This window comes from Kribbella endophytica (assembly GCF_054781295.1).
Map to the genome: position 1 here is coordinate 1,134,050 of NZ_BAAGUR010000001.1, position 25,611 is coordinate 1,159,660.

General features: G+C 68.5%; 27 protein-coding genes. 15 read left to right on the plus strand and 12 right to left on the minus strand.

Features of this window, described 5'->3' with window-relative positions; all coding sequences use genetic code 11:
- Position 1: 1 nt before the first annotated feature.
- Positions 2 to 1,291, plus strand: coding sequence for an FAD-binding oxidoreductase (locus ACYVIO_RS05450; protein WP_460649536.1), 1,290 nt, complete (start codon positions 2 to 4; stop codon positions 1,289 to 1,291).
- A 3-nt stretch (positions 1,292 to 1,294) separates the two neighbouring features.
- Here the strand turns inward: ACYVIO_RS05450 and ACYVIO_RS05455 are convergent, their stop codons facing one another.
- Both ACYVIO_RS05455 and ACYVIO_RS05460 read right to left on the minus strand, forming a co-directional pair.
- Positions 1,295 to 1,660 carry a VOC family protein gene (locus ACYVIO_RS05455; RefSeq protein WP_460649537.1) on the minus strand — a complete coding sequence of 122 codons (366 nt, stop codon included), beginning with the start codon at positions 1,658 to 1,660 and terminating at the stop codon, positions 1,295 to 1,297.
- A 200-nt stretch (positions 1,661 to 1,860) separates the two neighbouring features.
- Entirely contained in the window at positions 1,861 to 2,091 is a 231-nt protein-coding gene (locus ACYVIO_RS05460; RefSeq protein WP_012924486.1) for a hypothetical protein, read from the minus strand.
- A 225-nt stretch (positions 2,092 to 2,316) separates the two neighbouring features.
- On the opposite strand from ACYVIO_RS05460, the gene ACYVIO_RS05465 reads away from it, so the two are divergent.
- The 3 genes from ACYVIO_RS05465 to ACYVIO_RS05475 all read left to right on the plus strand — a co-directional run bounded on the left by ACYVIO_RS05465 (position 2,317) and on the right by ACYVIO_RS05475 (position 3,692).
- Positions 2,317 to 2,718, plus strand: a complete 402-nt coding sequence (locus tag ACYVIO_RS05465) for an NUDIX domain-containing protein (protein WP_460649538.1) — start codon at positions 2,317 to 2,319, stop codon at positions 2,716 to 2,718.
- Positions 2,715 to 3,263, plus strand: a complete 549-nt coding sequence (locus tag ACYVIO_RS05470; RefSeq protein ID WP_460649539.1) for a MarR family transcriptional regulator — start codon at positions 2,715 to 2,717, stop codon at positions 3,261 to 3,263. The genes ACYVIO_RS05465 and ACYVIO_RS05470 overlap by 4 nt, the downstream gene beginning before the upstream one ends.
- 63 nt (positions 3,264 to 3,326) lie before the next feature.
- Entirely contained in the window at positions 3,327 to 3,692 is a 366-nt protein-coding gene (locus ACYVIO_RS05475) for a VOC family protein (protein WP_460649540.1), read from the plus strand.
- Here the strand turns inward: ACYVIO_RS05475 and ACYVIO_RS05480 are convergent, their stop codons facing one another.
- Positions 3,693 to 4,529, minus strand: coding sequence for a DUF3152 domain-containing protein (locus ACYVIO_RS05480; protein ID WP_460649541.1), 837 nt, complete (start codon positions 4,527 to 4,529; stop codon positions 3,693 to 3,695).
- A gap of 182 nt (positions 4,530 to 4,711) precedes the next feature.
- Between ACYVIO_RS05480 and ACYVIO_RS05485 the strand changes: the two genes are divergently transcribed.
- Together ACYVIO_RS05485 and ACYVIO_RS05490 are read left to right on the plus strand one after the other, a co-directional pair.
- A complete protein-coding gene (locus ACYVIO_RS05485; protein WP_460649542.1) occupies positions 4,712 to 6,616 on the plus strand; it encodes a protein-arginine deiminase family protein in 1,905 nt (634 codons plus the stop codon).
- A complete protein-coding gene (locus tag ACYVIO_RS05490; protein WP_460649543.1) occupies positions 6,613 to 7,467 on the plus strand; it encodes an alpha/beta fold hydrolase in 855 nt (284 codons plus the stop codon). Before ACYVIO_RS05485 ends, ACYVIO_RS05490 begins: the two co-directional genes overlap by 4 nt.
- Here ACYVIO_RS05490 and ACYVIO_RS05495 read toward each other — a convergent pair.
- Complete coding sequence (locus ACYVIO_RS05495) at positions 7,457 to 7,939, minus strand: GNAT family N-acetyltransferase (protein WP_460649544.1); 483 nt, start codon at positions 7,937 to 7,939, stop codon at positions 7,457 to 7,459. The genes ACYVIO_RS05490 and ACYVIO_RS05495 overlap by 11 nt on opposite strands.
- 103 nt (positions 7,940 to 8,042) lie before the next feature.
- Between ACYVIO_RS05495 and ACYVIO_RS05500 the strand changes: the two genes are divergently transcribed.
- Positions 8,043 to 9,548 carry an LCP family glycopolymer transferase gene (locus ACYVIO_RS05500; protein ID WP_460649545.1) on the plus strand — a complete coding sequence of 502 codons (1,506 nt, stop codon included), beginning with the start codon at positions 8,043 to 8,045 and terminating at the stop codon, positions 9,546 to 9,548.
- A gap of 256 nt (positions 9,549 to 9,804) precedes the next feature.
- Entirely contained in the window at positions 9,805 to 10,797 is a 993-nt protein-coding gene (locus tag ACYVIO_RS05505; RefSeq protein WP_460652061.1) for a LacI family DNA-binding transcriptional regulator, read from the plus strand.
- On the opposite strand, the gene ACYVIO_RS05510 is transcribed toward ACYVIO_RS05505, so the two are convergent.
- The 3 genes from ACYVIO_RS05510 to ACYVIO_RS05520 all read right to left on the minus strand — a co-directional run bounded on the left by ACYVIO_RS05510 (position 10,785) and on the right by ACYVIO_RS05520 (position 13,453).
- The gene (locus tag ACYVIO_RS05510) at positions 10,785 to 11,897 is read right to left on the minus strand and encodes a winged helix DNA-binding domain-containing protein (RefSeq protein WP_460649546.1); all 1,113 of its coding nucleotides are present in this window, start codon (positions 11,895 to 11,897) and stop codon (positions 10,785 to 10,787) included. The genes ACYVIO_RS05505 and ACYVIO_RS05510 overlap by 13 nt on opposite strands.
- A 63-nt stretch (positions 11,898 to 11,960) precedes the next feature.
- Positions 11,961 to 12,725, minus strand: a complete 765-nt coding sequence (locus tag ACYVIO_RS05515; RefSeq protein WP_460649547.1) for an SDR family NAD(P)-dependent oxidoreductase — start codon at positions 12,723 to 12,725, stop codon at positions 11,961 to 11,963.
- A gap of 116 nt (positions 12,726 to 12,841) precedes the next feature.
- Positions 12,842 to 13,453, minus strand: coding sequence for a TetR/AcrR family transcriptional regulator (locus ACYVIO_RS05520; protein ID WP_460649548.1), 612 nt, complete (start codon positions 13,451 to 13,453; stop codon positions 12,842 to 12,844).
- A gap of 120 nt (positions 13,454 to 13,573) precedes the next feature.
- On the opposite strand from ACYVIO_RS05520, the gene ACYVIO_RS05525 reads away from it, so the two are divergent.
- Genes ACYVIO_RS05525 through ACYVIO_RS05540 form a run of 4 tightly spaced genes read left to right on the plus strand, consistent with a single transcriptional unit; the run spans position 13,574 to position 17,663 of the window.
- On the plus strand, positions 13,574 to 15,163 hold the full coding sequence (locus tag ACYVIO_RS05525) for an ABC-F family ATP-binding cassette domain-containing protein (RefSeq protein ID WP_460649549.1): 1,590 nt from the start codon (positions 13,574 to 13,576) through the stop codon (positions 15,161 to 15,163).
- Entirely contained in the window at positions 15,150 to 16,001 is an 852-nt protein-coding gene (locus tag ACYVIO_RS05530; RefSeq protein ID WP_460649550.1) for a Vgb family protein, read from the plus strand. Before ACYVIO_RS05525 ends, ACYVIO_RS05530 begins: the two co-directional genes overlap by 14 nt.
- A gap of 56 nt (positions 16,002 to 16,057) precedes the next feature.
- Positions 16,058 to 16,969 carry a UbiA prenyltransferase family protein gene (locus ACYVIO_RS05535; RefSeq protein WP_460649551.1) on the plus strand — a complete coding sequence of 304 codons (912 nt, stop codon included), beginning with the start codon at positions 16,058 to 16,060 and terminating at the stop codon, positions 16,967 to 16,969.
- Positions 16,970 to 16,991: 22 nt separating this feature from the next.
- On the plus strand, positions 16,992 to 17,663 hold the full coding sequence (locus tag ACYVIO_RS05540) for a 2OG-Fe(II) oxygenase (protein WP_460649552.1): 672 nt from the start codon (positions 16,992 to 16,994) through the stop codon (positions 17,661 to 17,663).
- 14 nt (positions 17,664 to 17,677) lie between these two features.
- On the opposite strand, the gene ACYVIO_RS05545 is transcribed toward ACYVIO_RS05540, so the two are convergent.
- On the minus strand, positions 17,678 to 18,262 hold the full coding sequence (locus ACYVIO_RS05545) for a YdeI/OmpD-associated family protein (protein ID WP_460649553.1): 585 nt from the start codon (positions 18,260 to 18,262) through the stop codon (positions 17,678 to 17,680).
- Between the two features lie 11 nt (positions 18,263 to 18,273).
- The gene (locus ACYVIO_RS05550) at positions 18,274 to 19,242 is read right to left on the minus strand and encodes a helix-turn-helix transcriptional regulator (RefSeq protein ID WP_460649554.1); all 969 of its coding nucleotides are present in this window, start codon (positions 19,240 to 19,242) and stop codon (positions 18,274 to 18,276) included.
- Between the two features lie 91 nt (positions 19,243 to 19,333).
- On the opposite strand from ACYVIO_RS05550, the gene ACYVIO_RS05555 reads away from it, so the two are divergent.
- Together ACYVIO_RS05555 and ACYVIO_RS05560 are read left to right on the plus strand one after the other, a co-directional pair.
- A complete protein-coding gene (locus ACYVIO_RS05555; RefSeq protein ID WP_460649555.1) occupies positions 19,334 to 20,302 on the plus strand; it encodes an ATP-binding cassette domain-containing protein in 969 nt (322 codons plus the stop codon).
- Positions 20,299 to 21,111, plus strand: coding sequence for an ABC transporter permease (locus ACYVIO_RS05560; protein WP_460649556.1), 813 nt, complete (start codon positions 20,299 to 20,301; stop codon positions 21,109 to 21,111). The genes ACYVIO_RS05555 and ACYVIO_RS05560 overlap by 4 nt, the downstream gene beginning before the upstream one ends.
- A 14-nt stretch (positions 21,112 to 21,125) precedes the next feature.
- Here the strand turns inward: ACYVIO_RS05560 and ACYVIO_RS05565 are convergent, their stop codons facing one another.
- Both ACYVIO_RS05565 and ACYVIO_RS05570 read right to left on the minus strand, forming a co-directional pair.
- Positions 21,126 to 22,031, minus strand: coding sequence for a phosphotransferase family protein (locus ACYVIO_RS05565; RefSeq protein ID WP_460649557.1), 906 nt, complete (start codon positions 22,029 to 22,031; stop codon positions 21,126 to 21,128).
- 36 nt (positions 22,032 to 22,067) lie between these two features.
- A complete protein-coding gene (locus ACYVIO_RS05570; RefSeq protein ID WP_460649558.1) occupies positions 22,068 to 23,417 on the minus strand; it encodes an erythromycin esterase family protein in 1,350 nt (449 codons plus the stop codon).
- 474 nt (positions 23,418 to 23,891) lie between these two features.
- Between ACYVIO_RS05570 and ACYVIO_RS05575 the strand changes: the two genes are divergently transcribed.
- A complete protein-coding gene (locus tag ACYVIO_RS05575) occupies positions 23,892 to 25,052 on the plus strand; it encodes a DNA cytosine methyltransferase (protein ID WP_460649559.1) in 1,161 nt (386 codons plus the stop codon).
- A gap of 17 nt (positions 25,053 to 25,069) precedes the next feature.
- Here the strand turns inward: ACYVIO_RS05575 and ACYVIO_RS05580 are convergent, their stop codons facing one another.
- Positions 25,070 to 25,507 carry an SRPBCC family protein gene (locus tag ACYVIO_RS05580; RefSeq protein ID WP_460649560.1) on the minus strand — a complete coding sequence of 146 codons (438 nt, stop codon included), beginning with the start codon at positions 25,505 to 25,507 and terminating at the stop codon, positions 25,070 to 25,072.
- Positions 25,508 to 25,611: the final 104 nt, after the last annotated feature.

Here is a 25,611-nt window from a genome sequence, read left to right on the forward strand (position 1 = left end):
GATGACGACGACTGAGATCCAGCGGCCGGTGATGTTGCAGGCCGGCGACCCGGGATACGACGAAGCGCGCACGGTGTGGAACTCGATGGTCGATCGGCGGCCGTCGTTCATTGCGCGGTGCGCTTCTACGATGGAAGTGGCTGCGGCAGTGCGGTTCGCGCGGAGCCGGTCGCTGGAGATCGGGGTGCGGTGCGGTGGGCACAACATCGCCGGGCTCGCGGTGCCGGACGGCGGGCTGATGATCGACCTGACGCCGATGGGCGGCGTACGGGTTGATCCTGAGCGGCGGCTGGCCTGGGTGCAGGGTGGCGCGTTGCTGGGTGAGCTGGACAAGGCGGCGCAGGAGTTCGGGCTGGCGACGACCGCCGGGAACGTCTCGCACACCGGGGTCGGTGGGCTGACGCTGGGTGGCGGGATGGGGTGGCTGGCTCGGCGGTTCGGGCTGGCCTGCGACAACGTCGTGTCGTACGAGGTCGTCACCGCTGACGGTGAGGTTGTGCGGGCTTCGGCGGAGGAGAACGCGGAGCTGTTCTGGGGCTTGCGGGGTGGGGGCGGGAACTTCGGGATCGTGACGTCGTTCGAGTTCCGGCTGCACGCGGTCGGGACTTCGGCGTTGGTCGCAGAGTTCTCGTACGCCGCGGACGAGGGCTTCGACGTGCTGGCGGGGTGGCGGGAGTTGAGTGCTTCCGCGCCGCGGGAGGCGACCTTCACGGCGCATGTGGTCGGGGACGTCGTACGGGTCGGGTTTGTGTGGGTCGGTGATCCGATCGTCGGTGCTTCGTTGTTGCCGGCGTTGCGGGGGTTGGGATCGGTGGTCGACGAGGTGGTGGAAGAGATGTCGTACCTGACCTTGCAGACGCGGGACGACAACGTGCAGGGGCATCGGTACCGGCGGTACTGGAAGGGCCACTACTTCAAGGCGTTGCCGGACGAGGCGCTGCTCGCGTTGCTGCGGAACCCGGGGATCGGGGCGAGCCTGCAGGCGTACGGCGGGGCGATCGCTGAGGTGCCGGATGCTGATGCGGCGTTCAGTCATCGGGACACGGCGTTCGAGTTCGTCACCGCTACTCGGTGGGAGGACCCGGCGGATGACGCGGCCCGGATCGCGATGGTGCGCGAGTACGCCGCCGGGCTCGAGCCGTACGCGTCCGGTGCGTACGTGAACACGTTGAACGGTGAGCCGGTACGCCGGGCGTTCCCGGCGGCGAAACTCGCGCGATTGCGGGCGCTGAAGACGGTCTGGGACCCGGCGAACGTGTTCCACCTGAACCAGAACATCCTGCCTGGGTGAGAGCTACTTGTTGGTGTAGTACTCGGGCTTCATCTGGATCAGCTGGACGTAGTTGCCGTCGGGGTCGGTGAGGGTGGCGAACTTGCCGATGCCGCGGTCCTCGGGCTCGACCAGCCAGTCGACGTCGAGCGTGCGCAGGTGGTCGGCGCTGGCCTCGATGTCGTCGACGGCGAAGTTCACGATGAACCGGCCGGGCTCGGGCGCGGTCGCGGCGACGTCGTCGCGGTGCTCGATCACCAGGCCGAAGCCGCCGAGATCGAGGTTGCCGTAGCCGTCGACGCCGGCGTGGAACGCGTCGCGGTACCAGGTCTTCAGCCGGTCGGGGTCGGAGCTGCCGAGCAGCATGCTGTTCAGAACGGGCCGGGCCATCGTGGTCTCCTCGGATTGTCGGTCAGTCACGCGGGAGACGTCGGAGACCTTCGCCGTACTTCGACACCGGGGGACGAAAAGAACCGCCCGCACCCGGCCTTGTGGGCCGTGGTGCGGGCGGTTCGACGTCGTACTCGTGGTTCGCACTGGGTCGATCGGTTCGTGCTGCGTCAACAGGGAGTGCGCAGTACGTACTCGGTTCAGCGCGGGGCTACGTCCCACATGCGCTCGCCGGGCAGGGGGTCGGGGAGCCGGTCCACGGCGGGCATGGGGTCGTTGGTGACCCGCAGTCCGGCGAAGCGACGGCTCATGGCGTGGGCGTACCGCTCGGCCAACGCCGGTTCGGCGTTGTAGTCGGCGATCACGTGCTCACCGAACCAGACTCGGACGCGTCGGCGCTCGGACGTCTGGGTGGCGGTGGCGGTTGTCACTGGTCCTCCTGGCAGATCTGAGGGGTTGTCGGCCAAGGACGCGGAGCGAGCGCGATGACGGATTAGCCGTGTGTTCACCGTCACGTCACTTGCAACGCACGACCAGGATCAGAGGTCACGCCCGGGTCCGGATTTCTCAGAAAGAAAAGTGGACTTTCTGATCAATTCGCTCGAACAAATGTTCCTTTGTCCGGCAAATGGATGAGCCGTAGGTGATCCGTACTTGTGGAGGTCGGCGAGCGGCCGGTGGATGCGGCGGGGCGGGAGGTTGGGGAGGAGTTGGGGATCGGGGCCGTGTTCAACGATCCGGAGCGGCGGCCTGCGTTTGTGACCGTTACGGAGACGGTGGGGGCCGGGCGGCACGTGGATGTGAGTTTGTGGTTCGTGCTGGAGGGGCGGCGAGGGATGCCGGTGGTTGACGGGTCGGGTGAATTCGCCTCGGTTCGGTGGTGGGCGGCGGCGGAGCTCGCGGGTGGGGAGGAGCGTTTCGATCCGGGGTTCGGGCGGTTCTGCCGGAAGGTTGGGGTGGGAACTGGTGTTCGGGTGTTGGGTGAGGGGGAATTCATAGGGATTCCTCAGGAACGACACGCCGAACTGTCAGCGGGGGTCCGTAGGCTGGAACGGTGACCATCGAAGAGACGGGGACCAGGGCGCTGGCCGTGCCCGAGCGGGATGTGCCGTTGAGCGGGATCGCGACGGTGCAGACCGAGCAGCTGATCGGTGACGTGGGGGACGCGCTGCGCTTGCTGGACGCGGTGGAGCGGGTCCGCGGGCACGCGCATCCTTTGATTCTCGGGCTGCAGGACGCGGTCGGGATGAAGATGCCGGCGGCGCTCGTGCTCAGTGCGATCTCCAACGGGCGGGACTCGGCGGCAGCCGTGGCCGAGCAGGTCGGGACGACGACCGGCGAGGCGGAGCTGGCGATTGCCGAGTTGGCTGGGCTCGGGTTGGTGAAGACCGAGCCGAGGCTCACGGTGACCGGGATGGGTCAGGCTCGATTGTCGCAGCTCGATGCACTGACGGTTCGGGTGCTGGATGTGATCACGGGGATTCTGGGGCCGGCGGATGCCGCGCAGTTGGTGCGGCTGCTGCACACGGTGGCCGACGGACTGGAGACGGCCACGGTGACTGCGGCGGTCGGACAGGTTGTTCCGCAGGCGCTCAACAACTGAGATGTCGAGAAGCTGAGCATGCTGCCGACGTACTGGGTGACAACGATCCAGTAGGAGGCAGTGATGTTTGGAAAGACTGAGGCGTACAGCGGGTTCTCGGTGGATGACGTTCCGGCGGCGAAGGCGTTCTACGCCGGGACGCTGGGGCTCGACGTCGGCGAGGAGCACGGGATGCTGCAGCTGCGGATCGCAGGTGGGCATCCGGTGCTCGTCTACCCCAAGGACGATCACGTGCCGGCGACGTACACGACGCTCAACTTCCCGGTCGCCGACATCGCCGCGACCGCTCGGGAGCTCACCTCACGGGGGGTGACGTTCGAGCGGTACGGCGACGGGCAGGACGAGCTCGGGGTGATGCGGACCGAAGGGCCGTTGATTGCCTGGTTCAAGGATCCGGCGGGCAACGTGCTCTCGATCATCGAGGAATGATCAGGTGCCCGGGATCGGGTCGTCGTACTTGCCGAGGTGGCCTTCGTAGCGGCGGCCGTCCTGGTACGGCCAGGCGTACGGGGTGCAGCCGTGCAGGCCCAGCGTCTGCTGCTGCATCACCGGCGCGGGCTGCCCGGGACCGGGGCAGAGCTCGTGGGCCTCGCCGAGGCGGTGGCCGGTCTCGTGATTCAGCATGTACTTGCGGTACTCGGTGAGCGAGGCGCCGTAGTTCGGGACGCCGTTCACCCAGCGCGCGATGTTCAGTACGACGCGCTGCCCGATCCGGCAGCTCGTGTAGTGGTCGTAGCCGCCGCCACACAGGATGTCCCTGGTCGCGGGCGTGACGAACATCAGCTTGAAGCCGGGATCCTGACCGGCACCGACCTGCCGGAAGCGCCACTTCCCGCCGGCCGTCCAGCCCTGCGGCGCGCCGTACGTCTCGCGGACGAAGCGGGCGAGCTCGGTCCGGTCGATGCCTTTGATGCCGTTCTCGAGGTCGATCTCGAAGGTGAGCAGGCGGCCCGCGGTACCGATCGTCTCCGGGGCGCCGGGCAGGACCGAGTACGAGACGCCACCCTGCTCCGGGTAGGTGATCGTCGGGTCGGGCGGATCGGCGGGCTTGGCCGGGGTCTGCGGGCTGCCCTTGCCGGGCTTACCATCCACAGGAGCACCAGTCGCGGGAGCGCCGCTCGCTGGGTCGTCGAGTGGTGCCGACACCGCGACGGGTGCGCGATCGCGCAGGTCGTGCCGCGCGAACGGGCTGGCCGGTAGCTCGAACAACCCGACCACCACGAGTGCCGCGACGACACCCAGACCGGCGATCCTCACCTTGCGCATCTGCTGGACTCCTCACCGCGCCCCAGGGGTGAGCGCGTCCTCACCTGTACTTGCCTGTTCGGGCGAAAACCCTTCTCCACCGCTGGGTGGACCGCGGAAATCCCCCTGCCGGATTTAGTACGGGCGTGTTAGTTTCGAGTGGAAATCACACGGGTGTGCCAAATACTTGGGGAGTCAGTGCGATGAAGCGTTGGGTGACAGGAGTGGTGGCGGCCGCGGTGGTGACCGCGTCCACGCCGGCGATGGTCGCGTGGGGTTCCGGTACGACGACCGGCGCCGGCGCCGAACTGCGGGCGGGTCAGCGACTCGGAGCCGACCTGCACGCGGGTCGCGGCGTCGAGGCTGACCGGCGAGGAGCCGACGGCTTCGCGGCCGATCTGCGGGCGGACGTGAACCGCGACGGGCTGGTGACGCGGGCGGACGAGCACGGTGAGGACACCTGGTCGGCCCAGCGCGGCGCCATCTTCCTCGCGAACGTGGACGACGACGAGCGGCGCTGCACCGTCGACCCTGCCGAGCTGGAGGACGCCGGCTCGACGGTCGACAAGAAGCTTGCCGCGTGCAACGACTCGGCGGACGAGCGGATCAACGGGCCGCAGGACCTCAAAGACCTGGCCCCACTCGACATCCCGGCCGCGCGTGGGATCAGCAGGACGGCGACGGGCCGGCTGGACGTCGTACCGGCGGACAAGGCGCGGATCTTCGCGAACGGCCAAGTAGCGAAGGAGTTGTCGGCCGACCAGCTGAAGCGTGGCGTGCGGCTCGGGCTGGAAGGACGTGACGTCCTGCGCGACCGGACGAAGTGGGACGGCACGATCACGGTCACGCTGACCGTCACCGACCACGGCCGGACCGCGACCGACGTCGTGAAGCTCCGCGTCGCGCCGCTGATGCTGCAGAACGATCTGCAACGCGCCGAGACCGTGCTCGCCGGCAAGCCCAACAAGGGCGCGGGCTGGCCGGGCGATGCGCCGTACCCGCCTGGCGTGCCGGGTGAGTTCGACGCGTTCGCGAAGACGCTTGGCAAGGCGACGCGAGCGAGCGGCGCGAAACTCCAGTACGTGCAGGGCACGCCCGGCGGCTGGAAGGACATGTGGTTGCAGGACACGTTCGAGCCGGCCACCGCGAGCATGCCGGCCGTCGGCGGTGCGCAGACGATCCGCGTGCTGATCCGATCGGGCAACGTGTGGGACTTCGGAACGCCCGAGGCGCCCCTGCCGACGCCGCGTCCGGCCGGACGGCTGTTGTTCCGCGACCTGCGCGGGCCGGACGTCGGCGTCGTGCAGGAGTTGAGCCTTACTGCTTCATCCGATGCCAACGATCTGCTCAACATGGGCGGCAACATCGAGGCCCTGCCGCCGTACGCCGGGTATCCCAACGGGCGGGTCCTGTACGGCGCTGGCGAGCGCAAGCCGGATCCCGGGTTCCTGGAACTCGTGACCGGGCAGGGATTCCAGGCTCCGCTGCGGATCGACACGTCATGGCTGGCGATCGGGCACGCGGACGAGACGACGCACGTCGTACGGGCAAACAACGCGCGGGGCTGGACGCTGGCTGTCGCGGATCCGCGACTGGCCGAGAAGTTGTTGCGGGATGCCCAGCGCGCGGGCGCCGGGAAGCAGCGGTTGTTCGCCGACACGAACTCACCGGGCAAGCCCAGCGTCGACGAGATCCTTGCTGAGGGCAAGCACCTCACGGACAACCGGCAGGCGGCCGAGCGGATCGACGAGCAGCTGGCGATCCTGCTGAAGGCGACGGGATTGCGGTCGGACGAGCTCGTGCGGCTGCCGGTTTTCTTCGAGGCGCACCCTGTACTGCCCGGGCTGCGGGCGATGACACCGGGCCTGGTCAACGGGCTGTCGCTGACCGATCGGCAGTTCGCGGCGCCGGATCCGCAGGGACCGAAGGTACGCGGGGTGGATGTGTTCAAGGCGACCGCCGAGAGCGCACTCAGGCGTACCGGCGTGCGCGTGCACTGGGTGGACAACTTCTTCTGGTCCCACCTCGGCGGCGGTGAGGTCCACTGCGCAACCAACGCGCTGCGCGACACCCGCGCGAGCGACCGGTGGTGGTTGGATCGGGTGTGACCTCAATCAGTACGCCGGACGGGCGCACCATCGGCTACAGCTTGTACGGCGATCCGGGCGGTGTGCCGGTGGTCTTCCACGTCGGCACACCGAGCACGCGGTGGCGGCGGCCGGACGTCGTACGGGCGACCGAGGAGAGCGGGATCCGGCTGCTGACGTTCGACCGGCCCGGGTACGCCGAGTCGACGCGGCTGGCCGGGCGAAGCATCGGCGATGTGGCCGCTGACGTGCGGCTGCTGGCGGACGCGCAGGGGTGGGAGCGGTTCGCGGTCGCGGGTGGATCGGGTGGAGGGCCGCACGCGTTGGCCTGTGCGGCGCTGCTGCCGGAGCGAGTGACTCGGTGTGCGGTGGTGGGTGGGAACGCTCCCCCACTGGTCGACGGGCCGGAGCCGGCCGAGGACGACGTGGAGGACCCACGCAGGGATCGCACGATGTGGTTGGCCGCGCACCGCGGCGAGGAGGCATTGCGGCCCGGGATGGAGGAGACGGCGCGACAGATCATGGCGCTGATCGAGGCCGGCGGGCCGGAGATCCCACCGGCTCCGAACGAGCCGGCCGGTCCTCCTGCTCTGGACGACCCGGAGGCGATGGCTCGGGTCCGGGCGACGTTCGTGCACAGTCATGACGGGTGGCTCGACGACAACCTGGCGTTCGCCCGGGACTGGGGATTTGAGCTCGGCGCGATCGAGGTGCCGGTGAGTCTGTGGTTCGGGTCGCTGAGCGAGCGGGACCGGCGCCAGGCTGCTCACCTGGCGGCGGCGATCCCGTCGGCGGAGAGTTTCGAGTACGCCGGTGGGCACGTCCAGAACGACGCGGAGTACCGGCGGATGCTGGCGTGGCTCAGCGCTTGATCAGCAGGCGCTGCGCCGGGTAGAAGCTGGCGACGAAGCCGAGCGAGCGGTAGAGCTCGTCGCCGTCCGGGGTGGCGTGGAGCTCGATCTGGCCGGCGGGAGTCTCGTCGCGGAACCAGTCGAGCAGGGCGATCACGCAGGCGCGGGCGAGACCACGGCGGCGGAAGTCGGGTTCGGTGCTGACGTTGTAGAGGGTGCCCCGGACGAGGGAGAAGTCGGTGGGGCTCGGCGCGTGGGAGTTGAGGTGCCCGACAGCACCGGCGACCACGCCAACCTCGGGGTCGTCGACGACGAACGCGGCGAAGGTCGACGGCGTCGCGAGTTGCTCGGCGAAGTAACGCAGCGCGACGGATCGCCATGGTGCGTTCTCGTCGCCGACGTCCATGCCCATCGCGTCGAGCATCAGTCCCCGTAGGCGGACGAGCGCCTCGGCGTCGTCCGGCTTGGCCCGGCGTACCTCGATTCCAGTCACCCGGACGATTCTGCCGAACTTTTGGGGCTCGGGCGGACTCACACCTGAGGGCGCTGATCAGGGGCGGCGCCCACCGCCCTGCCGCCGAGCACCGAGTGGAGCCATGTCCCCGAGCGCAGCGAGAGCCCGTCGAGCCAAACCCCGAACGAGTCGGTCGCACCGCCCTTCGGGCGCGCTGGCGATCGCGGTTCTCGGCGTACTGATCCCCGGTACGGCGTACCTGGCGGCCGGGCGCAAGCGCCTCGGCGCGGTGATCACCACGCTCAGCGTCCTGCTGTACGGCGCCGCGGCGTACGTCGTCCTGCTGCGCCGCGACGACGTGATCCAGTGGGCGCTCGACCCGAGCGTGCTGACCGGGATGATCGCCGGACTGGGCGTAGCCGGGCTGTTCCTGGTCGTCGTGCTCGTGACGTCGTACAAGATGCTGCGGCCGCTGCAGACCGGCGTACTGGCTCGGCTCGGCGGGGCGCTCGTGGTCGGGCTGGTCTGCTTCTCGATCGCGTCCGGCTCGGCGCTCGGCGCGCAGAACCTGGTCGCGCAGCGCAGCCTGGTGACCAAGGTGTTCGCGGGTGAGAAGTCGAAGAGCGCGACCGTGCCGAAGATCAACCAGAAGGACCCGTGGGCGACGCTGCCGCGGATCAACCTGCTGCTGCTCGGCGCGGACGACGGCGAGGGCCGCCGGGGCGCGCGGGCGGACACGGTGATGGTGGCCAGCATCGACACCCACACCGGCGAGACGTCGCTAATCTCGATGACCCGGAACTTCATGCGGATGCCGTTCCCGAAGGACCACCCGCTGCACAAGGTGTTCCCGACCGGCTACTGGGACCCGTCCGATCCGCATCCGGAGCAGCCGGAGTACTACCTGGACGCGATGTACCGCAACATCCCGCCGAAGTACAAGGACCTGCTCGGCGAGACCGACAACCCCGGCGCCGACGTGCTCAAGCTGTCGATCGGCGAGGCGCTCGGGCTGAAGCTGCACTACTACGCGCAGATCAACCTGGCCGGGTTCGAGCAGATGGTGACCGCGCTCGGCGGGATCACCGTGAACATCAACTACCCGGTCCCGGTCGGCGGCAACGACGACAAGCACATCCCGCCGGGCCGCTACCTCCAGCCCGGACCGGACCGGAAGCTGAGCGGGTTCGACGCGCTCTGGTTCGCCCGGGGCCGGTACAAGGTGCCCGGCGCGGACCTGGCCCGGCAGGCCCGGCAGCGCTGCACGATCAAGGCGATCGTCGAACGCGCGACGCCGCAGAACGTGCTGACCCACTACAAGGAGATCGCGGCGGCCGGCGAGCAGCTGATCCAGACCGACATCCCGCAGACCCTGCTCGGCGACCTCGCCGGGCTCGGCACGAAGGTGAAGTCGGCGAAGATCCGCAACATCGACCTGGACAAGAAGAAGAACTTCCCGACCGGCCAGAACCCGAACTACGCCGGGATGCGCGCGATCGTCCAGAAGGCCTTGTCCGGTACGCCGACGCCTGTAGGTCCCACCAGCAAGCCTCCGACCAAGCCGACCGGCAAGCCCACCACCAAGCCGTCCCCCTCCCCCGACGCCGGCGACCTGTCGGACTCCTGCGCGTACAACCCCACGAACTAGGGACGGGCAAGACTCTCCGGCGACAACGGCGGTAAGCCGAGTCACACGTGATGCTGCCTCGAAATCGCCGTTGCCGCCGCTGCTTGGTGAGGCATCAAAGACCCGAGCGAGGCGGTGGCGGGAACCTCGTTCAAGACGTCACCGGCCCTCGCCGCGGGATGGAACGTCAGGCGTAGTGGTTGGTGCACGGCTGGGAGCGGAAGCTCCTTGCTCTTCGGAGGCCCTCGGTCGGGGGGAGAATGGGTGGGTGGTGAAGATGGCGGACGTCGCGCGGCGGGCACAGGTGTCGGTGACGACGGTCTCGCACGTGCTGAACGACACCCGGTTCGTCGCGCCCGAGACGCGCGAGGCGGTGCTGACCGCGGTGCGGGAGACCGGCTACGTGCCGAACACGGTCGCGCGGTCGCTGGTGATGTCGAAGACCGACACGATCGGGCTCGCGCTGTCCTCGATCTCGAACCCGTACTTCGGCGAGCTTGCCCACCACCTGCAGGCCGAGGCGGAACGGCGCGGCTACTCGATCCTGATCGCGGACACCCACGACGATCCCGAGCGCGAGCTGCAGGTGGTCCGTGACCTGCACGAACGCCGGGCCGACGGGATCATCATCGCGGTCTCGGCGCGGCCTGACGCGACGCTCGACTACCTGCGGCAGCGCAACGTTCCCGTCGTACTGGTGGATCGGATGATCGGGTCCGGGCTGGACGAGGTCGGCACGGAGAACGTCGAGGCGACCGCCCAGCTGGTCGAGCACCTGACCGGGCTCGGGCACACGCGGATCGGCATCGTGGCCGGGCTTCCTGGCGTCGCGACGTCCGAGGAACGGATCGTCGGCTACCAGCTCGGGCTGGAGCGGGCGGGGCTCGCGTACGACGCGGAGCTGCGGACCGACGGCGCTTCTGACGCCGTACCGGCGCAAGGCGCGACCGCTCGGCTGCTCGCGCTGGCCGATCCGCCGACCGCGCTGATCGTCGCGAACAACCAGATGACGATCGGCGCGATGCGCGCGCTGCGTCAGGCGGGGGTGTCGGTGCCTGGCGACATGGCCCTGGTGGCCTTCGACGACTTCGAGTGGGCCGACCTGTTCGAGCCGCGGCTGACGACGATCGCGCAACCGCACGCCGAGCTCGCGACCCGCGCGCTGGAGCTGATCACGTCACGGATCGCCGAGCCGGAGCTGCCGCCCCGCGCGATCCGTGTCGAGCCGGCGCTCGTGCACCGCAACTCGTGCGGCTGTCAGACCAGCTGAACCTGGTACTCCAGCTCGGGCGCCATGAACCGCAGCAGTTCGAGTCCCTCGGCTTCGACGGCTGTGCGCTCGGCTGACGCCAGTACGACGTCGCTGCCGCCGTTGTCGTCGAGCAGTTCGATCGCCAGGGTCGCGGTGTCGTCGGTGAGTTCGACCTTCCACATCCCGCGGACGAAGCCGTCGACGAGCAGCGTGGCCGCGATGTACGCGCCGACGCAGACGCGAGCCTGCTGCTGCTTCGTCATCACCCGGGAGCGGTCGCGGAAGCCGACCATGAGGTTGTCGAACTCCGGCAGCAGCCGCACCGGGACCGGCGTTCGCGGAGCTGGGCGGGGAGCGTTGGGCAGGTCGAACAGTTCGGTACCGGCTTCGTCGGTGAAGGTGACGAGCTGTGGGCGGAGCTCGTCGACGACCTCACCCAGGCGGGCTAGGCCGGACCAGGCGTGGATGTCGCGGAGTGAAGCCGGGCCGAAGGCGGCGAGGTAGATGAGGATCAGCGCGGCCGGGTCGGGTTCGCCGAGCTTGATGCCGAGCCAGTCCTCAGCGAGGGCGAACGGAGTGGCGCCGCCCTTCCGGCCCCAGAGTCCGTCCGGTGGTGGGTGGACGACCGGCGCCAGGTACTGGAAGGTCCAGCCGAGGGCGGTGCCTTCGTGGTCGGGCCAGTGTTCCTGGAGCTTCTTGCCGAGTTGGGGGCGGGTGAGCGTGACGCCCTCGAGGGCTTCGGTGCCTCGGACGACGAGTTCGTCGAGGTCGACGCCTTCGGTGCGTTTGCGCCAGGCGCTGTGGTGGGCGCGGACCAGGACCGGAGCGATGACTGGGCGGAAGACTTGGTAGTCGTCGGCCGTGACCAGGTGCTGGGTGTAGCGCATCAGGCAGGCGCGGACGACCTGCTTGCTGTGGAGGAGATCGGCGAGGTCGTCGGGGGTGAAGTCGGCGAGGCGGGCCCAGAGGCCGACGTACGGGTCCTTGGAGCTTTGGGCGTTGAGGCCTGCCAGGGCGTGGACTGCGTCAAGGGCCGGGACTTGGTGGCGGGCGAGCAGGAGTTGGCGCGCGAGGGTGGCTCGGTTGAGTGCTCGCCGGGTCAGGACCTCGTCGCTCATGGGAACAGCATCGCCCGGGCGGTGGGTCAGATCCGAGCGGACGCCGAGGGTCGCCCGGGTGGGTCAGGCGTAGCGGACGCCCAGGCCGCCGTCGACGGTCCAGTTGGCGCCGGTGACGAAGGCGGCCGCGGTGGAGGCCAGGAAGCAGACGACCTCGGCGACGTTCTCGGGGGTGCCGATGCGGCCGAGGGGGTGGACCGACAGGGCCGTGTCGCGGGCGCCGGGGATGGTGTCGAAGAACTCCTCGAGCAGGTCGGTGGCGATGAAGCCGGGGCTCACCGCGTTCACCCGGACGTCGTGCGGGGCGACGTCGAGGGCGAGGCTGCGAGTCATCCCGACCAGGCCGGACTTAGCCGCGGCGTACGGGAACATGCCGGCGGTGGTCAGGTTCGAGTGGATCGAGGCGATGTTGACGATCGCGCCGTGCCGGTGGGCGATCATCGCCGGCAGCACCTGACGGGCCATCAACCAGGCGCCCTTCAGGTCGACGTCGAAGACGCTGTCCCACTCGTCGACGGTCATCGCGGTCGCGTCGGCGTACGCGTTCTTGCCCGCGTTGTTGACCAGGACGGTGGTGGCGCCGAGCTTGTCGGTCAGGTCGTCGACCGAGGTGCGGACGGAACTCTCGTTGGTGATGTCGCCGACGACCGCGGCAACCTTCGCGCCGGTGGCGGCGATCTCCTCGGCGGTCGCGGCCAGCTCGTCGGGGAGGATGTCGAGCAGTCCGACCGCGGCGTCCTCCTCGGCGGCCTTGAGGGCGATCGCCCGCCCGATTCCACGGGCAGCTCCGGTCACCAGTACGACCTCGCCGGTCAGACGTCCAGCCACTCCAGCCTCCTCCATCGGTGTAGAGGCAGCCTATGTGGAGTCGGTGATCGGTGGGAGATGAAGCCCGCGCCGGTGGACAAGGTCAGGCTCGGCCGGGAGATCGAGGCCGGGGCCGGTCACGCTCGGTAGATGCCGGCTCTGGCTGCTGCGGCGGCGTCGGTGGCCCAGCGGTCTGAGTCTTGCTGGGTCATCGGTTGTCTGCGGAGGACGAGTTGGTGGAAGAGGGGCGAGGTGGCGGCCATCAGGACTCGGTCTGGGTCGGTGTCTTTGGGGATCTCTTCGCGGGCGAGTGCGCGGGAGATGACGACGGCGCTGCGGTGGTAGCGGTCGTCCCAGAAGCGGGTGAGTGCGGCTGCGGCGGCTGGGGCGCGGAAGGCTGCGGCGATCACGGCGCTCGTGGGCGACGTACTGGCGAAAGATGTGTGGAGTTCTCGGTTGAGGGCGACCAGATCTGTCGTGAGAGATCCGGTGTCCGTGGGGGTCCAGGTGTCGTCTTGGCCGGCTTCGAGGAGGTCGACGAGGAGGGCGTCGACGGTTTTCCAGCGGCGGTAGATGGTGGTGCGGTGGACGCCTGACCGAGCGGCGACGCCGTCGACGGTGAGGCCGTCGTACCCGTGCTCGGCCAGCTCCTGCTCGACCGCGGTCAGGACCTCCGTGCGGACCCGGGCGCTCCGGCCGCCGGGGCGCCGCCGCTCGGGAAAGGGGGTTGCGTCGGGCACGGCACTCATGGTTTCATCTTAACGCAACATTCGTCGCCTTTAGGAGTAGCGCGTGAACCTCTGACCCGCCGATGTTCCGGTGGCCCGCACCCGGCCCACCGTCTGAACCCGCGCGTCAGGAGGACCCGTATGTCTACGCAGCTTTCCGTGCACCACCTCACCAAGTCCTACGATCACCGGCTCGTGCTCGACCAGCTCGACTGCGCGTTCCCGCCGGGACGGATCAGCGGGCTGATCGGTGAGAACGGCTCCGGCAAGTCCACGCTGCTCCGACTGCTCGCCGGCGTCGAACCGGCCGACGACGGCTCGGTCACGCTGGTCGCCGACGGCGGGTTCGGCTTCCTCGCACAGGAGAACCCGGTTCCCCTGCACCTCGATGTCGCCGCCGTCGCCGATCACGCGCTGGCCGATCTGCGGGCGCTCGAGGCCCGACTCCGTGAGCTCGAGGGATTGCTTGCTGAGGGCAACCTTGCGGCGATGACCGAGTACGGCGAGGTGCAGCAGGCCTTCGAGGCGCGTGAGGGGTACGACGCCGACGCGCGCCTGGCCAAGGCGATGCACGGCCTCGGGTTGTCCGACCTGCCGGGCGATCGTCGGCTGTCCGAGCTGTCCGGAGGCGAGCTCGCGCGGTTGCACTTGGCCGCCGTACTGGCTGCTTCGCCGGAGGTCCTGCTGCTGGACGAGCCGACGAACCATCTGGATCTGTCGGGGACCGTGTGGTTGGAGGAGCATCTGCGGGCGCGCGCCGGGACGACGGTGGTGGTGTCGCACGACCGGGCGTTCCTGGAGCGGGTCGCGTCGACGCTGTTCGAGGTGGACGGCGACACGCACCGGATCACGCGGTACGGGAACGGGTACGGCGGCTATCTCACCGAGAAGGCGGCTGAGCGGGCCCGGGCCGAGCAGACGCGACAGGTCTGGGAGGACGACGTCGCGGAGATGAAGGCGACGGTGCGGACGACCGCGGACCGGGTGGCGTACGGGCGACCGATGAAGGACAACAACAAGGTCGCGTACGACCGCGCGACCGGCCGGGTGAACGAGGCGGAGCGGAGCAGGATCCGCAACGCGAAGGAACGGCTGCGGCGGTTGGAGGCGGATCCGCCGCCGGTGCCGGCGAAGCCGTTACGGTTCGCGGCGTCGTTGCGGACGGCGGGTGCTGCGGACGGCGTACTGGTTGAGGCTGTTGACGTTGCTGTCGAAGGACGGCTGCGGCCTGTGTCCGTTGAGGTTCCGGCGGGTGGGCGGTTGCTGATCACCGGGGCGAACGGTGCGGGCAAGTCGACGTTGCTCGACGTACTGGCTGGGCAGTTGGCGCCGGATCGTGGCGTGGTCGAGCGGCGTGGGCGGCTTGGGTATCTCGCTCAGGAGGTCGTCGAGGCTCGGCCCGATGAGTCGCTGCGCAAGGCGCTCTCGCGGCATCGCGGCGCTGGCGGGTTGGGGTTGTTCCGGCACGATCAGTTGCAGACCAAGGTCGGAGCGTTGTCGACCGGCCAGCGACGGCGGCTCGCGCTCGCACGGCTCCTGACGTCGCAGTACGACGGGATGCTGCTCGACGAGCCGACCAACCACCTGTCGCTGGTGCTCGTGGAGGAGCTGGAGGCAGCGCTCGACAGCTATCCCGGCGCGCTCGTCGTCGTCACCCACGACCGCCGTTTCATCTCCCGGTGGCGCGGCGATATCCACACGATCGAGGAGGATTCCCTTGTCAGTCAGTGAATTCGCGGTAGGGCAGGGTGCGTACGGCGTGACGTTGCGCGGCGAGGAGGTGTGGACGACGCTGGTGCATTCGGGTGTGATCGTGCGGCTGGTCGGTGATCAGGTCGAGCGGGTGGAGCTCGGCGCGGCGGAGAGTCGGCCGAGTGTGATCACGACCGGGCCGGACGGGACGGTGTGGTTCACGCGGTCGGGTGACAACACGCTCGGGCGGATCAGTGATGGTGTCGCTTCGGTGGTGAAGGTTGGCGGTTCGCCGTACGGGGTTTGTGTTGGGCCGGATGGGGCCGTGTGGTTCACGGTGATGGATACGGACCAGATCGGGCGAGTGGGATCCGACGGCGTGGTGACCGAGTTCGCGATCGGTACGGCGGGCGCGTTTCCAGCGTTGATCACCAGTTGCGGTGGGGACTTGTGGTTCACGTTGAACGCGGCGAACGCGATCGGGCGGATGACGGTCGACGGGGTGGTGACGACCTATCCCCTGCCGACCGACGCGGCCGGGCCGGTCGGGATCAGTGGTGGGCCTGACGGCGTGTGGTTCGTGGAGATCCTGGCGGGGCAGGTCGGGCGGATCGATGCCGACGGGGTGATCACCGAGGTGCCGCTGCCGGATCGCGACGCCAAGCCGCACGCGGTAGTGGCGACCGCCGATGGTGGGTGCTGGGTCACGTTGTGGGGCTCGGGTTCCGTCGTACGGCTCGATGCGGACGGCGTCGTGCGGGAGAACGTTGCTCTGGGCGACGGTTCTGAGCCGCACGGGCTCGCGGTGGCGCCGGACGGGTCGGTGTGGGTGGCGCTGGAACGGGGTTCCGTTGCTCACATTCAGCCTCAGGAGTGAGGTGATTCACCCGTTGGAGGGAGGTGCTCCGCAGCGCTGAAGAGGAGTGTGGACATGTGACCACACTGGTGGCGGTGCGGACCCATCCCCGACTGCGGGATGTGCTCCTGGTCGGGCGGCCGGCGTTCTGGATCGTGTCGGTCGTGCCGTACTACGTGGGGATTCTGCTGGCCACGCACCGACTGGTTCCGCCGGTCGACGCCTGGCCGCGGCTCCTGCTCGGCGCGGTGGTGATGGGCCCGCTGCTCTGGCTGGCGGTGCTCGCGATCAATGACGCGTACGACCTGCCGGGCGATCTGCTCAACCCGCGCAAGTCCAAGTCGCCGCTGCTCGACGGGCGGGTGACGGTCGACGAGGCGAAGAAGCTCGCGTTGCTGGCAGGCGTTGTTTCGTTGGTGGTCGCGGCGTTCGTCGGGTGGGTTTTCACGGCCGGTGTGCTGTTCGCGCTGCTGCTCGGCTGGGCGTACAGCGCTCCCCCGCTGCGGCTGAAGACCCGCGCGGGCTTCGACGTCGGGTCGAACTCGCTGGCCCTGGGCGCCTTCGGCCCGCTGGCCGGGTGGGCTGCGGTGACACCGGACCTCGGCGACTTCCCCTGGGTGATGGCCTTGCAGGGCACGCTCGCGGCGATCGGGCTCTACCTTCCGACGACGCTCGCCGACCTGCCCGCCGATCGCGCCGCCGGGTACCAGACGATCGCGGTGCGGCTGGGTGCGCGTACGACGTACCGGATCGGTTACGCGGCCTGGATCGCGGCGGCGACGCTTTCCGTCGTACTGGCTGCGCTGGATCACGTGATCCCTCGCGGCATGCTGGCGCTGGAGGTCGTGATGGTCCCCGTCCTCGTCGTTGCCTACCGGCGGCTGATCGGGCCGGGGCAGACCTTCAAGCAGGTCGTCGTACTGGCCAGCCTGTTCCTGTTCCCCTGTGGGACGTTCGCGCTCACGTACACGGGCGTCCTCACATTCTGAGCTTGTAGGCCGTTCCATCTATATGGACTGGATCGAAGAGCTCAACGACGTCGGCTGCGCGCTGACCCCGCCGCTGCTCACGCCGACGCAGTGCGAGGAGATCAGCGGCTGGTACGCCGAGGGCGAGCGCTTCCGCGCGACGATCGACATGGCCCGCTACCGCTTCGGCTCGGGGCAGTACCGGTACTTCGCCTATCCCCTGCCCGAACCGCTGGCCGACCTGCGGGCGTCGTTCTACGCGCAACTGCTTCCCGTCGCCCGCGACTGGGCCGACAAGCTCGGCAAGCCGGCGCCGTGGCCCGACTCGTTCGACGAGTGGCTCGACGACTGCCACCGCGCCGGGCAGGAGCGGCCGACGCCGATCCTGCTCAAGTACCGGACCGGCGACTGGAACGCGCTGCATCGCGACCTGTACGGCGACCTGGTGTTCCCGCTGCAGGTGGTGATCGGGCTGGACCGGCCGGCTGTGGATTACGAGGGCGGCGAGTTCCTGCTGGTCGAACAGCGCCCGCGAGCGCAGTCCCGCGCCACGGTGACTTCGCTGCCGCAGGGTCAAGGTCTGATCTTCACCACCCGGGACCGCCCGGTCCGCTCCACCCGAGGTTGGTCAGCAGCGCCTGTCCGGCACGGCGTGAGCACTGTGCGGTCAGGCCTTCGACACACGCTGGGGTTGGTTTTGCACGACGCGACCTGAGGAGCCGGGCGTTGCTAGTCCAGCTGGCGCTTCTGGGGGTACGGGGTTTCGCCTCGGGTGAGTTCGTCGACGTAGCGGGTGATCCATTTGGTGCGGGTTTCCGGGCGCTTGGCTGTGTGGAGCCGGTACAGGATGGAGAACCTGTTCTGCTTGGTGAGGATCTCGAACATCGCCTCGGCTCGCGGTGTGGCGGCTAGCGCCTCCGCCAGGTCTGCCGGGACCTCGCGGGTGGTCGCTTCGCCGTACGCCGCGTTCCAGCGGCCGTCGGACTTGGCGCGGTCGACCTCGGCGACGCCGGCCGGGCGCATCCGGCCCTGCTCGTGCAGGCGCTGGATGATGCCGACGTTGCGCAGCGACCAGTTGCTGCGTGCGCGCCGTGGCGTGTAGCGCTGCTTGAAGGTGCGCTCGTCGCGCGTGACGCGCTGGCCGTCGATCCAGCCGTGGCACAGCGCCTCCTCCAGCGCTTCGTCGTACGTCAGGCTTGTCGGATCGGTCGTCCCCTTCTTTGCGAGGACGAGCCAGATGCCGTCCGAGTTCTCGTGCTCGGACGTGAGCCAGTCGTGCCAGGCGGCGGCGTCGGCGAACACGTGCTCTTCCATCGGCGTACTCCTCATGAGGCGGCAGCGGTGTAGCGGGCGGCGAGTGTGGCGGCAGCGGCCTTGAGCTCGGGCGGCCCGACGAATTCGAGATCGCACTCGAACATCCCGAAGTTGGCAGCCAGTCCGGTCCACGACCAGCCGGGCAGGATGAGTCGGCAGGAGGTCGGGGAGATCTCCTCGACCACGGAGTCGCGGCCGGACCAGCGGGCGATGTCGGAGGCCTTGGCCTGCAGGATCGCCTCGCCTCGGCACGGCCAATCACCGCGGCCGGCGAAGCGGGACGAGATGTACGTCGCGACGTCCGGCTCGGGCAGCTCACGCGGGGTGAAGCGCGGACCCGTCGGCGTCTTCGGCTGCATGCGGTCGACGCGGAACGTCCGCCAGTCCTTCCGGTCCAGGTCCCAGCCGACCAGGTACCAGCGGCCGCCCCACGTGACCAGGTGGTGCGGCTCGACCTTGCGCGGCGGCACCCACTCGTCCTCGGACGCGCCCGGCGACGCGTAGTCGAACCGCAGCACCTCGCGCGCGCGGACCGCCGTACCGATCGCGATCAAGTGTTCGGAGTCGACCTTGGTCCGCTTCGAGTCGGCCCAGCGGTCGACCGTCGTCACCTGCAGCGCGTCGACGCGCTGCCGCAGCCGGGCCGGCATCACCTGGCGGACCGTGGCCAGCGCACGCAACGCGCCCTCCTCGATCCCGGTGACCGTAGTCGTTGCCGTCTGCAGCGCGACCGCGACGGCGATCGCCTGGTCGTCGTCGAACAGCAGCGGCGGCAGCTCGGCCCCGGCGTCGAGCCGGTAACCGCCGTCCGGCCCCTTGCTCGCGCGGACCGGGTAGCCCAGGTCGCGCAACCGGTCGACGTCACGGCGGACCGTGCGCGGGCTCACCTCCAGCCGTTCGGCGAGCAGCGCACCCGGCCAGTCGCGGCGGGCCTGCAGGAGGGACAGCAGCGAGAGGAGTCGTGCGGAGGTCTCGGACATGACTTCAGATTGCCAGAAGTACCGGCCAGAACCTGTCCTCTTCTGCTGGAAATGTCGTCCTCGAGCCAGCCCCCGATGAAGGAGAACGATCGTGATCAGCACCCGAGAACTCACCAAGGACTTCGTGGTGAGCCGCACCGAGACCGTGCACGCGGTCCGCGGTATCAGCCTGGACGTCGAACCGGGCGAGCTCGTCGCGGTCCTCGGCCCGAACGGCGCCGGCAAGACCACCACGCTGCGGATGCTCACCACCCTGATCGGCCCGACCTCGGGCACCGCGACCGTCGCCGGGTACGACGTGACGACCCACCCGTCGCAGGTCCGCCGGCAGATCGGGTACGTCGGCCAGGGCAACGGCGCCGGCCACCAGCACCGCGTCGGCGACGAACTCCTCGGCCAGGGCGTCATCTACGGCCTCGACCGCCGGTCCGCGAAGCGCCGGGCCGACGAACTGCTCGACGGCTTGGAGCTGAAGGAACTCGCCCAGCGCAAGGTGTCCGAGTTGTCGGGTGGTCAGCGTCGCCGGCTCGACGTCGCGATGGGCCTGGTGCACGCGCCCGGACTGCTGTTCCTGGACGAGCCGTCGACCGGCCTCGACCCGCAGAACCGGGCGAACCTGTGGGACCACATCCTGCGGATGCGCGAGCAGTACGCGATGACGATCGTGCTGACGACGCACTACCTGGACGAGGCGGACTCGATGGCCGAGCGAGTGGTCGTGGTCGACCACGGCGAGGTGATCGCGGACGACACCGCCGACGCGCTGAAGACCCGGCTGGCGGGTGATCGGCTCGCACTGACCGTTGCCCCTAGCAACCAAGCGGAGCTGCGGCGGCTGGCCGACAAGCTGCCCGGCGCGCGCGAGTTCGAGGTGTCCGACGACCAGGTCAGCCTGCGGGTGACCGACGGTCCCGCTGCCCTGCCGATCCTGCTCGGCGCGGCTCAGCAGTACGGCGTACCGGTGGCTTCGGCTCAGGTGCACCGCCCGACGCTCGACGACGTGTTCCTCAATCTCACCGGTCGCAGCCTGCGCGACGCGAATGGAAAGGCCGCCGCATGACCACCCTGACTGTTTCCACCGTTGCCGCACCCGCTACCCGGCTGCAGGAGCGCAGCCTGTTCCGCGACATCCGGATCGTGATGGTGCGCGAGCTCAAGCCGGTACTGCGGGATCCGTTCTCGTTGCTGTTCGGGATGATCCAGCCGCTGATCTTCCTCGGCCTGTTCGGGCCGCTGCTCGCCGGTTCGATGGGCGGCACGCTGGACGGCGGCGTCTGGCAGTGGTTCGTGCCGGCGATCCTGGTGATGACCACGCTGTTCGGTACGTCGGCGACCGGGTCGAACCTGCTGTTCGAGTTCCAGACCGGCGCGCACGAACGGATGCTGGTCACGCCGCTGAGCCGGTCGTCGCTGCTGATCGGGCGAGCGCTGAAGGAGATGGTGCCGCTGTTCGGGCAGGCGGTGATCGTGATCGCGGTGATGATCCCGTTCGGCTTCGACCTGCACCTGGACGGCGCGATCGTCGGGCTGGTCCTGCTGGCCGCGTTCGGGATCGGGCTCGGCTCGTTCAGCTACGCGCTGGCGATCGCCGTACGCAAGCAGGACTGGATGTTCTGGGTGGTGCAGCAGACGTTCCTGTTCCCGCTGATGATCCTGTCCGGCATGCTGCTGCCGCTCGAGACCGGCCCGGAGTGGATGCGGGTCGCGTCGAAGTTCAACCCGCTGTCGTACTTGGTCGAGGCCGAGCGGACCTTGTTTGCTGGGGATGTGTGGTCCTCGGCGGTGCTGTGGGGGTTCGTCGCGGCGATCGTCACCGGGGCGCTGGGGTTGACGGTGGGCATCCGCACGATGCTTCGGTCTGCTGACTGACCCTCCGTCGACGGTCAGTGAAGCGCGGTCAGTTCGTCGAGGGCGCGATGGCCGCGCTGGACCACCCCTGGAACGACATCGTGGTGCCCGTGACGGATGGGCCATTCGAGCTGTACGAGGATCTGTGTCGCTGCGAGGACCACCGCCCCGTCCCGGCCGACCAGGTCGAGAATTCTCGTCCGCAGTCGCCTTCGGACACCGTCCAGCTGCGGATCCTCGAAGGTGTGCCACTGGAGGGTGTTGAGATCAGTCGCTCGCGTGCCGCTGCCGGCGTTCCCGATATCCACGACCGCCACCACCACCCCGTCGCGGACCAGGACGTTGTCGGGCTTGAAGTCGGCATGAACCATGTCGGGTGCCTCTCGTGGTGGTGGAACGTCACCACACAGACGCCGCACGCGCTCGACCAGGACCGACACCACGGGGGAGTAGTTCGAGAGTTCGGCGACAGCCCTCGACAGACTCGGAGCCAGATCTTGACCGAACTCCCGACCGGCAGCGAGCCGCCAGGCGTACGACCAGTGGTCGTAGGGCTCGGAGGCTTGGCCGGCCTGGAGTTCGTTGATCTCCATCAACTGCTCGATGACGGACGGGGTCAGCTCTGGCGCGGGCGCCGCGTCGACGAAGTCCATCAGATGCCAGACATGAGTGGCTGTGGCCCCCACCCCGAGGCAGGCCGGGGTGGGGTAGCCGCGGCTCCGCATGTGCTCGATGATTCTCTGGGCTCGTAACACCTCGTCCAACTGGTCGGGGTTGGCCCGGGGCCATGCTTTGAGCACCGCATCCGGCCTCCCGGCCAATTGGATGCGCAAGGCACCCACATCGAAGCCTCCGGGCAGGCGACTGAGAAGTGTGGCCTCTGTCCCGACCACCCTGGCGATGTCGTCCAGTACCTCAGCCGGCAGCTCCACGTTCGCCACCTAACCAGATCCTTCTGTTTTTCTCTGTTCTTTTCTTCAGCGCAGGTGGGCGGCCGTCACCTTGTTGAGGTGGATCAGTACGTCGTACGACGCTGCCAGCGCGACGGGCGAATCGGGCCAGGGGTAGGCCGTGCCGATGTCTCGGGTGGGGCGCTCCTGAGTCAGCCAAGTCTTGGTGCTGCGGGGCAAGGTCCGGAGATCGACGTAGTAGTCGCGGTAGGCGACCTTGTCGAGGGTGTGCTCGTTGTTGCCGGGTGCGGCGGGCTCGACCGTGAACTTGCGGATCGCGCCGTTGACGTCGTTGATGTCGCGGGCGTTGAAGGAGCCGTGGTCGAAGCTCAGGCCGATCGGCACGTAGCGCCGGCCGAGTTGCTCGCGGAGGAACTCGCCCTGGATCTTCGGGTACTCGGCCGGCATCGACGAGGTCAGCGCGATGTGCCCGTTGTGCGCGCCGAGCACGACCTTGGCGCCGGTGTGCTTGGTCCACCAGACCGTGTTCGCGGCCATCACCTCGTCGCGGAACAGCATCGCCGACGGCAGCACCTTCGGGTCCACGATGTCGTACGAGACGAACTTCGCGACCTGCCAGGCGGCGCGGGCGTGCTGCGCGGCCCAGGTCTGCGCCTCGCTCTTCGGCAGGGACTCGACCGCGGCCAGCGCCTGGCGGGTCGCCACCTCGGTCTTCTGGCGCTCGGCGAGCGGCTTGGCGACCAGTTCGGTGAGGAAGTCGGCCGCGTTCGCGTCCGACCGGATTCCGGCGTACGCGCTGGTGATCTTGGGGACCAGCGCCGGCCGGACCTTGCCGACGTACGACGTGACGAGGTCGAGCGTCGCGGGCGAGATGTAGCCGAGGTCGTCGCCGACGAAGTGGAGCTTGCGGGCGTGGGCCTGGTTGTAGGACCGCATCCACTCGATCAGGTCGAGGTACTCCTCGGCGTTCCAGAACTCGTACGAGCCCTGGAACTCGTGCTGCATGATCGCGCGCGGGTCGCCGACGCCGTGCACGACGTACTGGTCGAGCGCGACGCCGGTGCTCCAGCTCGCCTCGAGTGCGAAGGTGGTGAACCCGCGCTGCTCGACGAGCGCCCGGAAAACGCGGTGCTTGAGCGTGAAGAACTCGCTGGAGTTGTGCGTCGCCTCACCGATGCCGACGACCTGCGCGTCGCCGACCATGCGGACGAGCGGCTTCAGGTCGTACAACTGGCCGGTGGCCTTGGTGGAGAGCAACGGGTACGCCGCGCGGTTGAGCGCCGGCATGGGGTTCTGAGTGACTGCGTTGACCGCGCTGTGCGGCGGCGCAACCACTGCGGTTGCCGCGGGCAACGCGGCGGCGCTGAGCAGGGCGGCAGCCGTCAGGGCGGCGGCGACACGGCTGTTTCGCTTCATCGGAGGTCCTCCGGGAGAGTCGGAATCTGGTGGTTCCAACCCTTCCGTCTCCGGCCCCGCGCCCCCATCCCGTCCACGCCCGGATCGAGGGTGGTGCAGGCTCTACCCCTGATCGGCATGTCTTCCGCGCGTAGCTTCTGCTCAAGCGAGGTTGTCCTTACTTGAGTGCTGGGCCTGCCTGCGGAGTAGCCCCTACCACCGCGTCCAGCCGCCCGCAGATCCCTACCAACGAATTCTTCGACTCTCAAGAGGTCCGTTGTGCAGTCACCGACGCCATCGAGGAGGCCGATTCCGACGCCTCGTCCCAGATACGGCGGCGGACTCGTCCCGCAGACGTCACCCGACCGGCCTCGGGTCACCCATGGCATGCACCAGCTCACAGCAAGTGGTCCTGTCTCCACTCGGTCAGCGCGAGACGAGACGACACCGTGAGTCGTGGTCATCACCACAAGAACGCTCGAGTAGCATTTGACGATGGCCTCGGATCGCATGCGTTACAGGACTCTGGCAACGCGCGACCGTCCCGAATTCGAATCGGGATCCGAGGCATTCCGGCTGGTGGATCTCTTCGCCGGTTGTGGTGGGCTGACTCTCGGCGTGGCCCAGGCCGTGGCCGCGGCCGGCGCCGCACTCGAGATCCCGCTGGCGGTGGATTTCAACGCTTCGGCCACCGCGGTGTACGAAGCGAACTTCCCGAAGGCCGTCATCGAGAACGCCTCCGTCGAGGCGTTCTTCGGTGACACCGTCGGACGGGCAATCACCGACGGCGAGCGGGACTTGGCCCAGAAGATCGGCTCGATCAATGCACTCGTAGGCGGGCCGCCATGTCAGGGCCACAGCAACCTCAACAACCACACGCGCCGGAACGACCCGAAGAACATGCTCTACGGCTACATGGCCCGTGCCGCAGAAGTCCTCCGCCCTCAGGTCGTACTGATTGAGAACGTGCCGGCCGTCCAGCATGACAAGTATCAGGGACGCAACGTCGTCTCCACCGTCCGCCAGGCTCTGAGCCAGCTCGGCTATCAAGTGGAGGATCGAGTTATCGCCCTCGATCGGCTCGGCGTCGCACAGAGGCGGAAGCGCCATTTGCTCTTAGCGACAGCGGCGACGCTTCCCACGCCGATGGAGATCTTCGACTCGCTGGACAAGATCGACGATCCTCATGATCTCCGATGGGCGATCGGTGACCTTGAGGATCAGGACGGCCCCAGCTTCGACCAGGCACCACGATCCAGTCCGGAGAACCAGTCCCGGATGCGTTACCTGCTCGACAACGACCTCTTCGACCTACCGAACAACTTGCGCCCTGTTTGCCATCAGAATGACGACCATTCCTACAAGTCGATGTACGGGCGACTGAACTGGGACAAGCCAGCGCAGACGTTGACCAGTGGGTACGGGTCGATAGGGCAGGGCCGGTATATGCACCCGGCGAAGGCTCGCGCGCTCACACCGCACGAAGCAGCGAGGATTCAGGGGTTTCCGGACTATTTCGATTTCTCCACGGTCACCCAACGCACTGACCTCGCGACGATGATCGGCAACGCCGTACCTCCCCCGCTCGGCAGCACTGTTTTCGGGCTCCTGCTACCTCATCTGGGCTTTGTCCAGCCAACCGGAGCGGTGGCCTAGGACCGGGACCCGACTCTCTACCCCTGGAGCTTGTTCAGGGTGTCGCGGAGGCCGGTTTCGGCCTCGTCGCCGAGCTTCTTGAACGGGGCTTTGAGGAACGGCTCGGCCAGGCGGGCGAGGCCTTTGAGGGTGAAGTCGGCGCGGTACGTGACCGTGGTGCGGTCGCCGTCGGCGTGGAAGGTCATCGTGTCCAGTGCGGCGATGGTCTTGTTCTGGCCGCGGACCTGGAACAGGCGGTTCGGGTCGACCTGCTGGACGACGTACTCGAGCTCGGTCTGCTTGCCGTTGAAGCTCGAGACGTTCTGGTACGTCGTACCAGGGCCGCCGTCGCCGGAGATCCGGGTGGTGCGGACCGTGCCGGGGTCCCACTCGGTGGTGGTCTCGAAGTCGGACAGGTAGCCGAAGACGACCTCGACCGGCCGGTCCACGGTGACGGAACGCTCGACGGTGATCACCTCACCCACGCTAGCGGGCGCACAAGTTTCGCAGAAGTTAGCACGCCGGCACCTACCAAGTGCCGACCACCGCTCAAGGGTCGGTACTTGGTAGATGGTCCCGC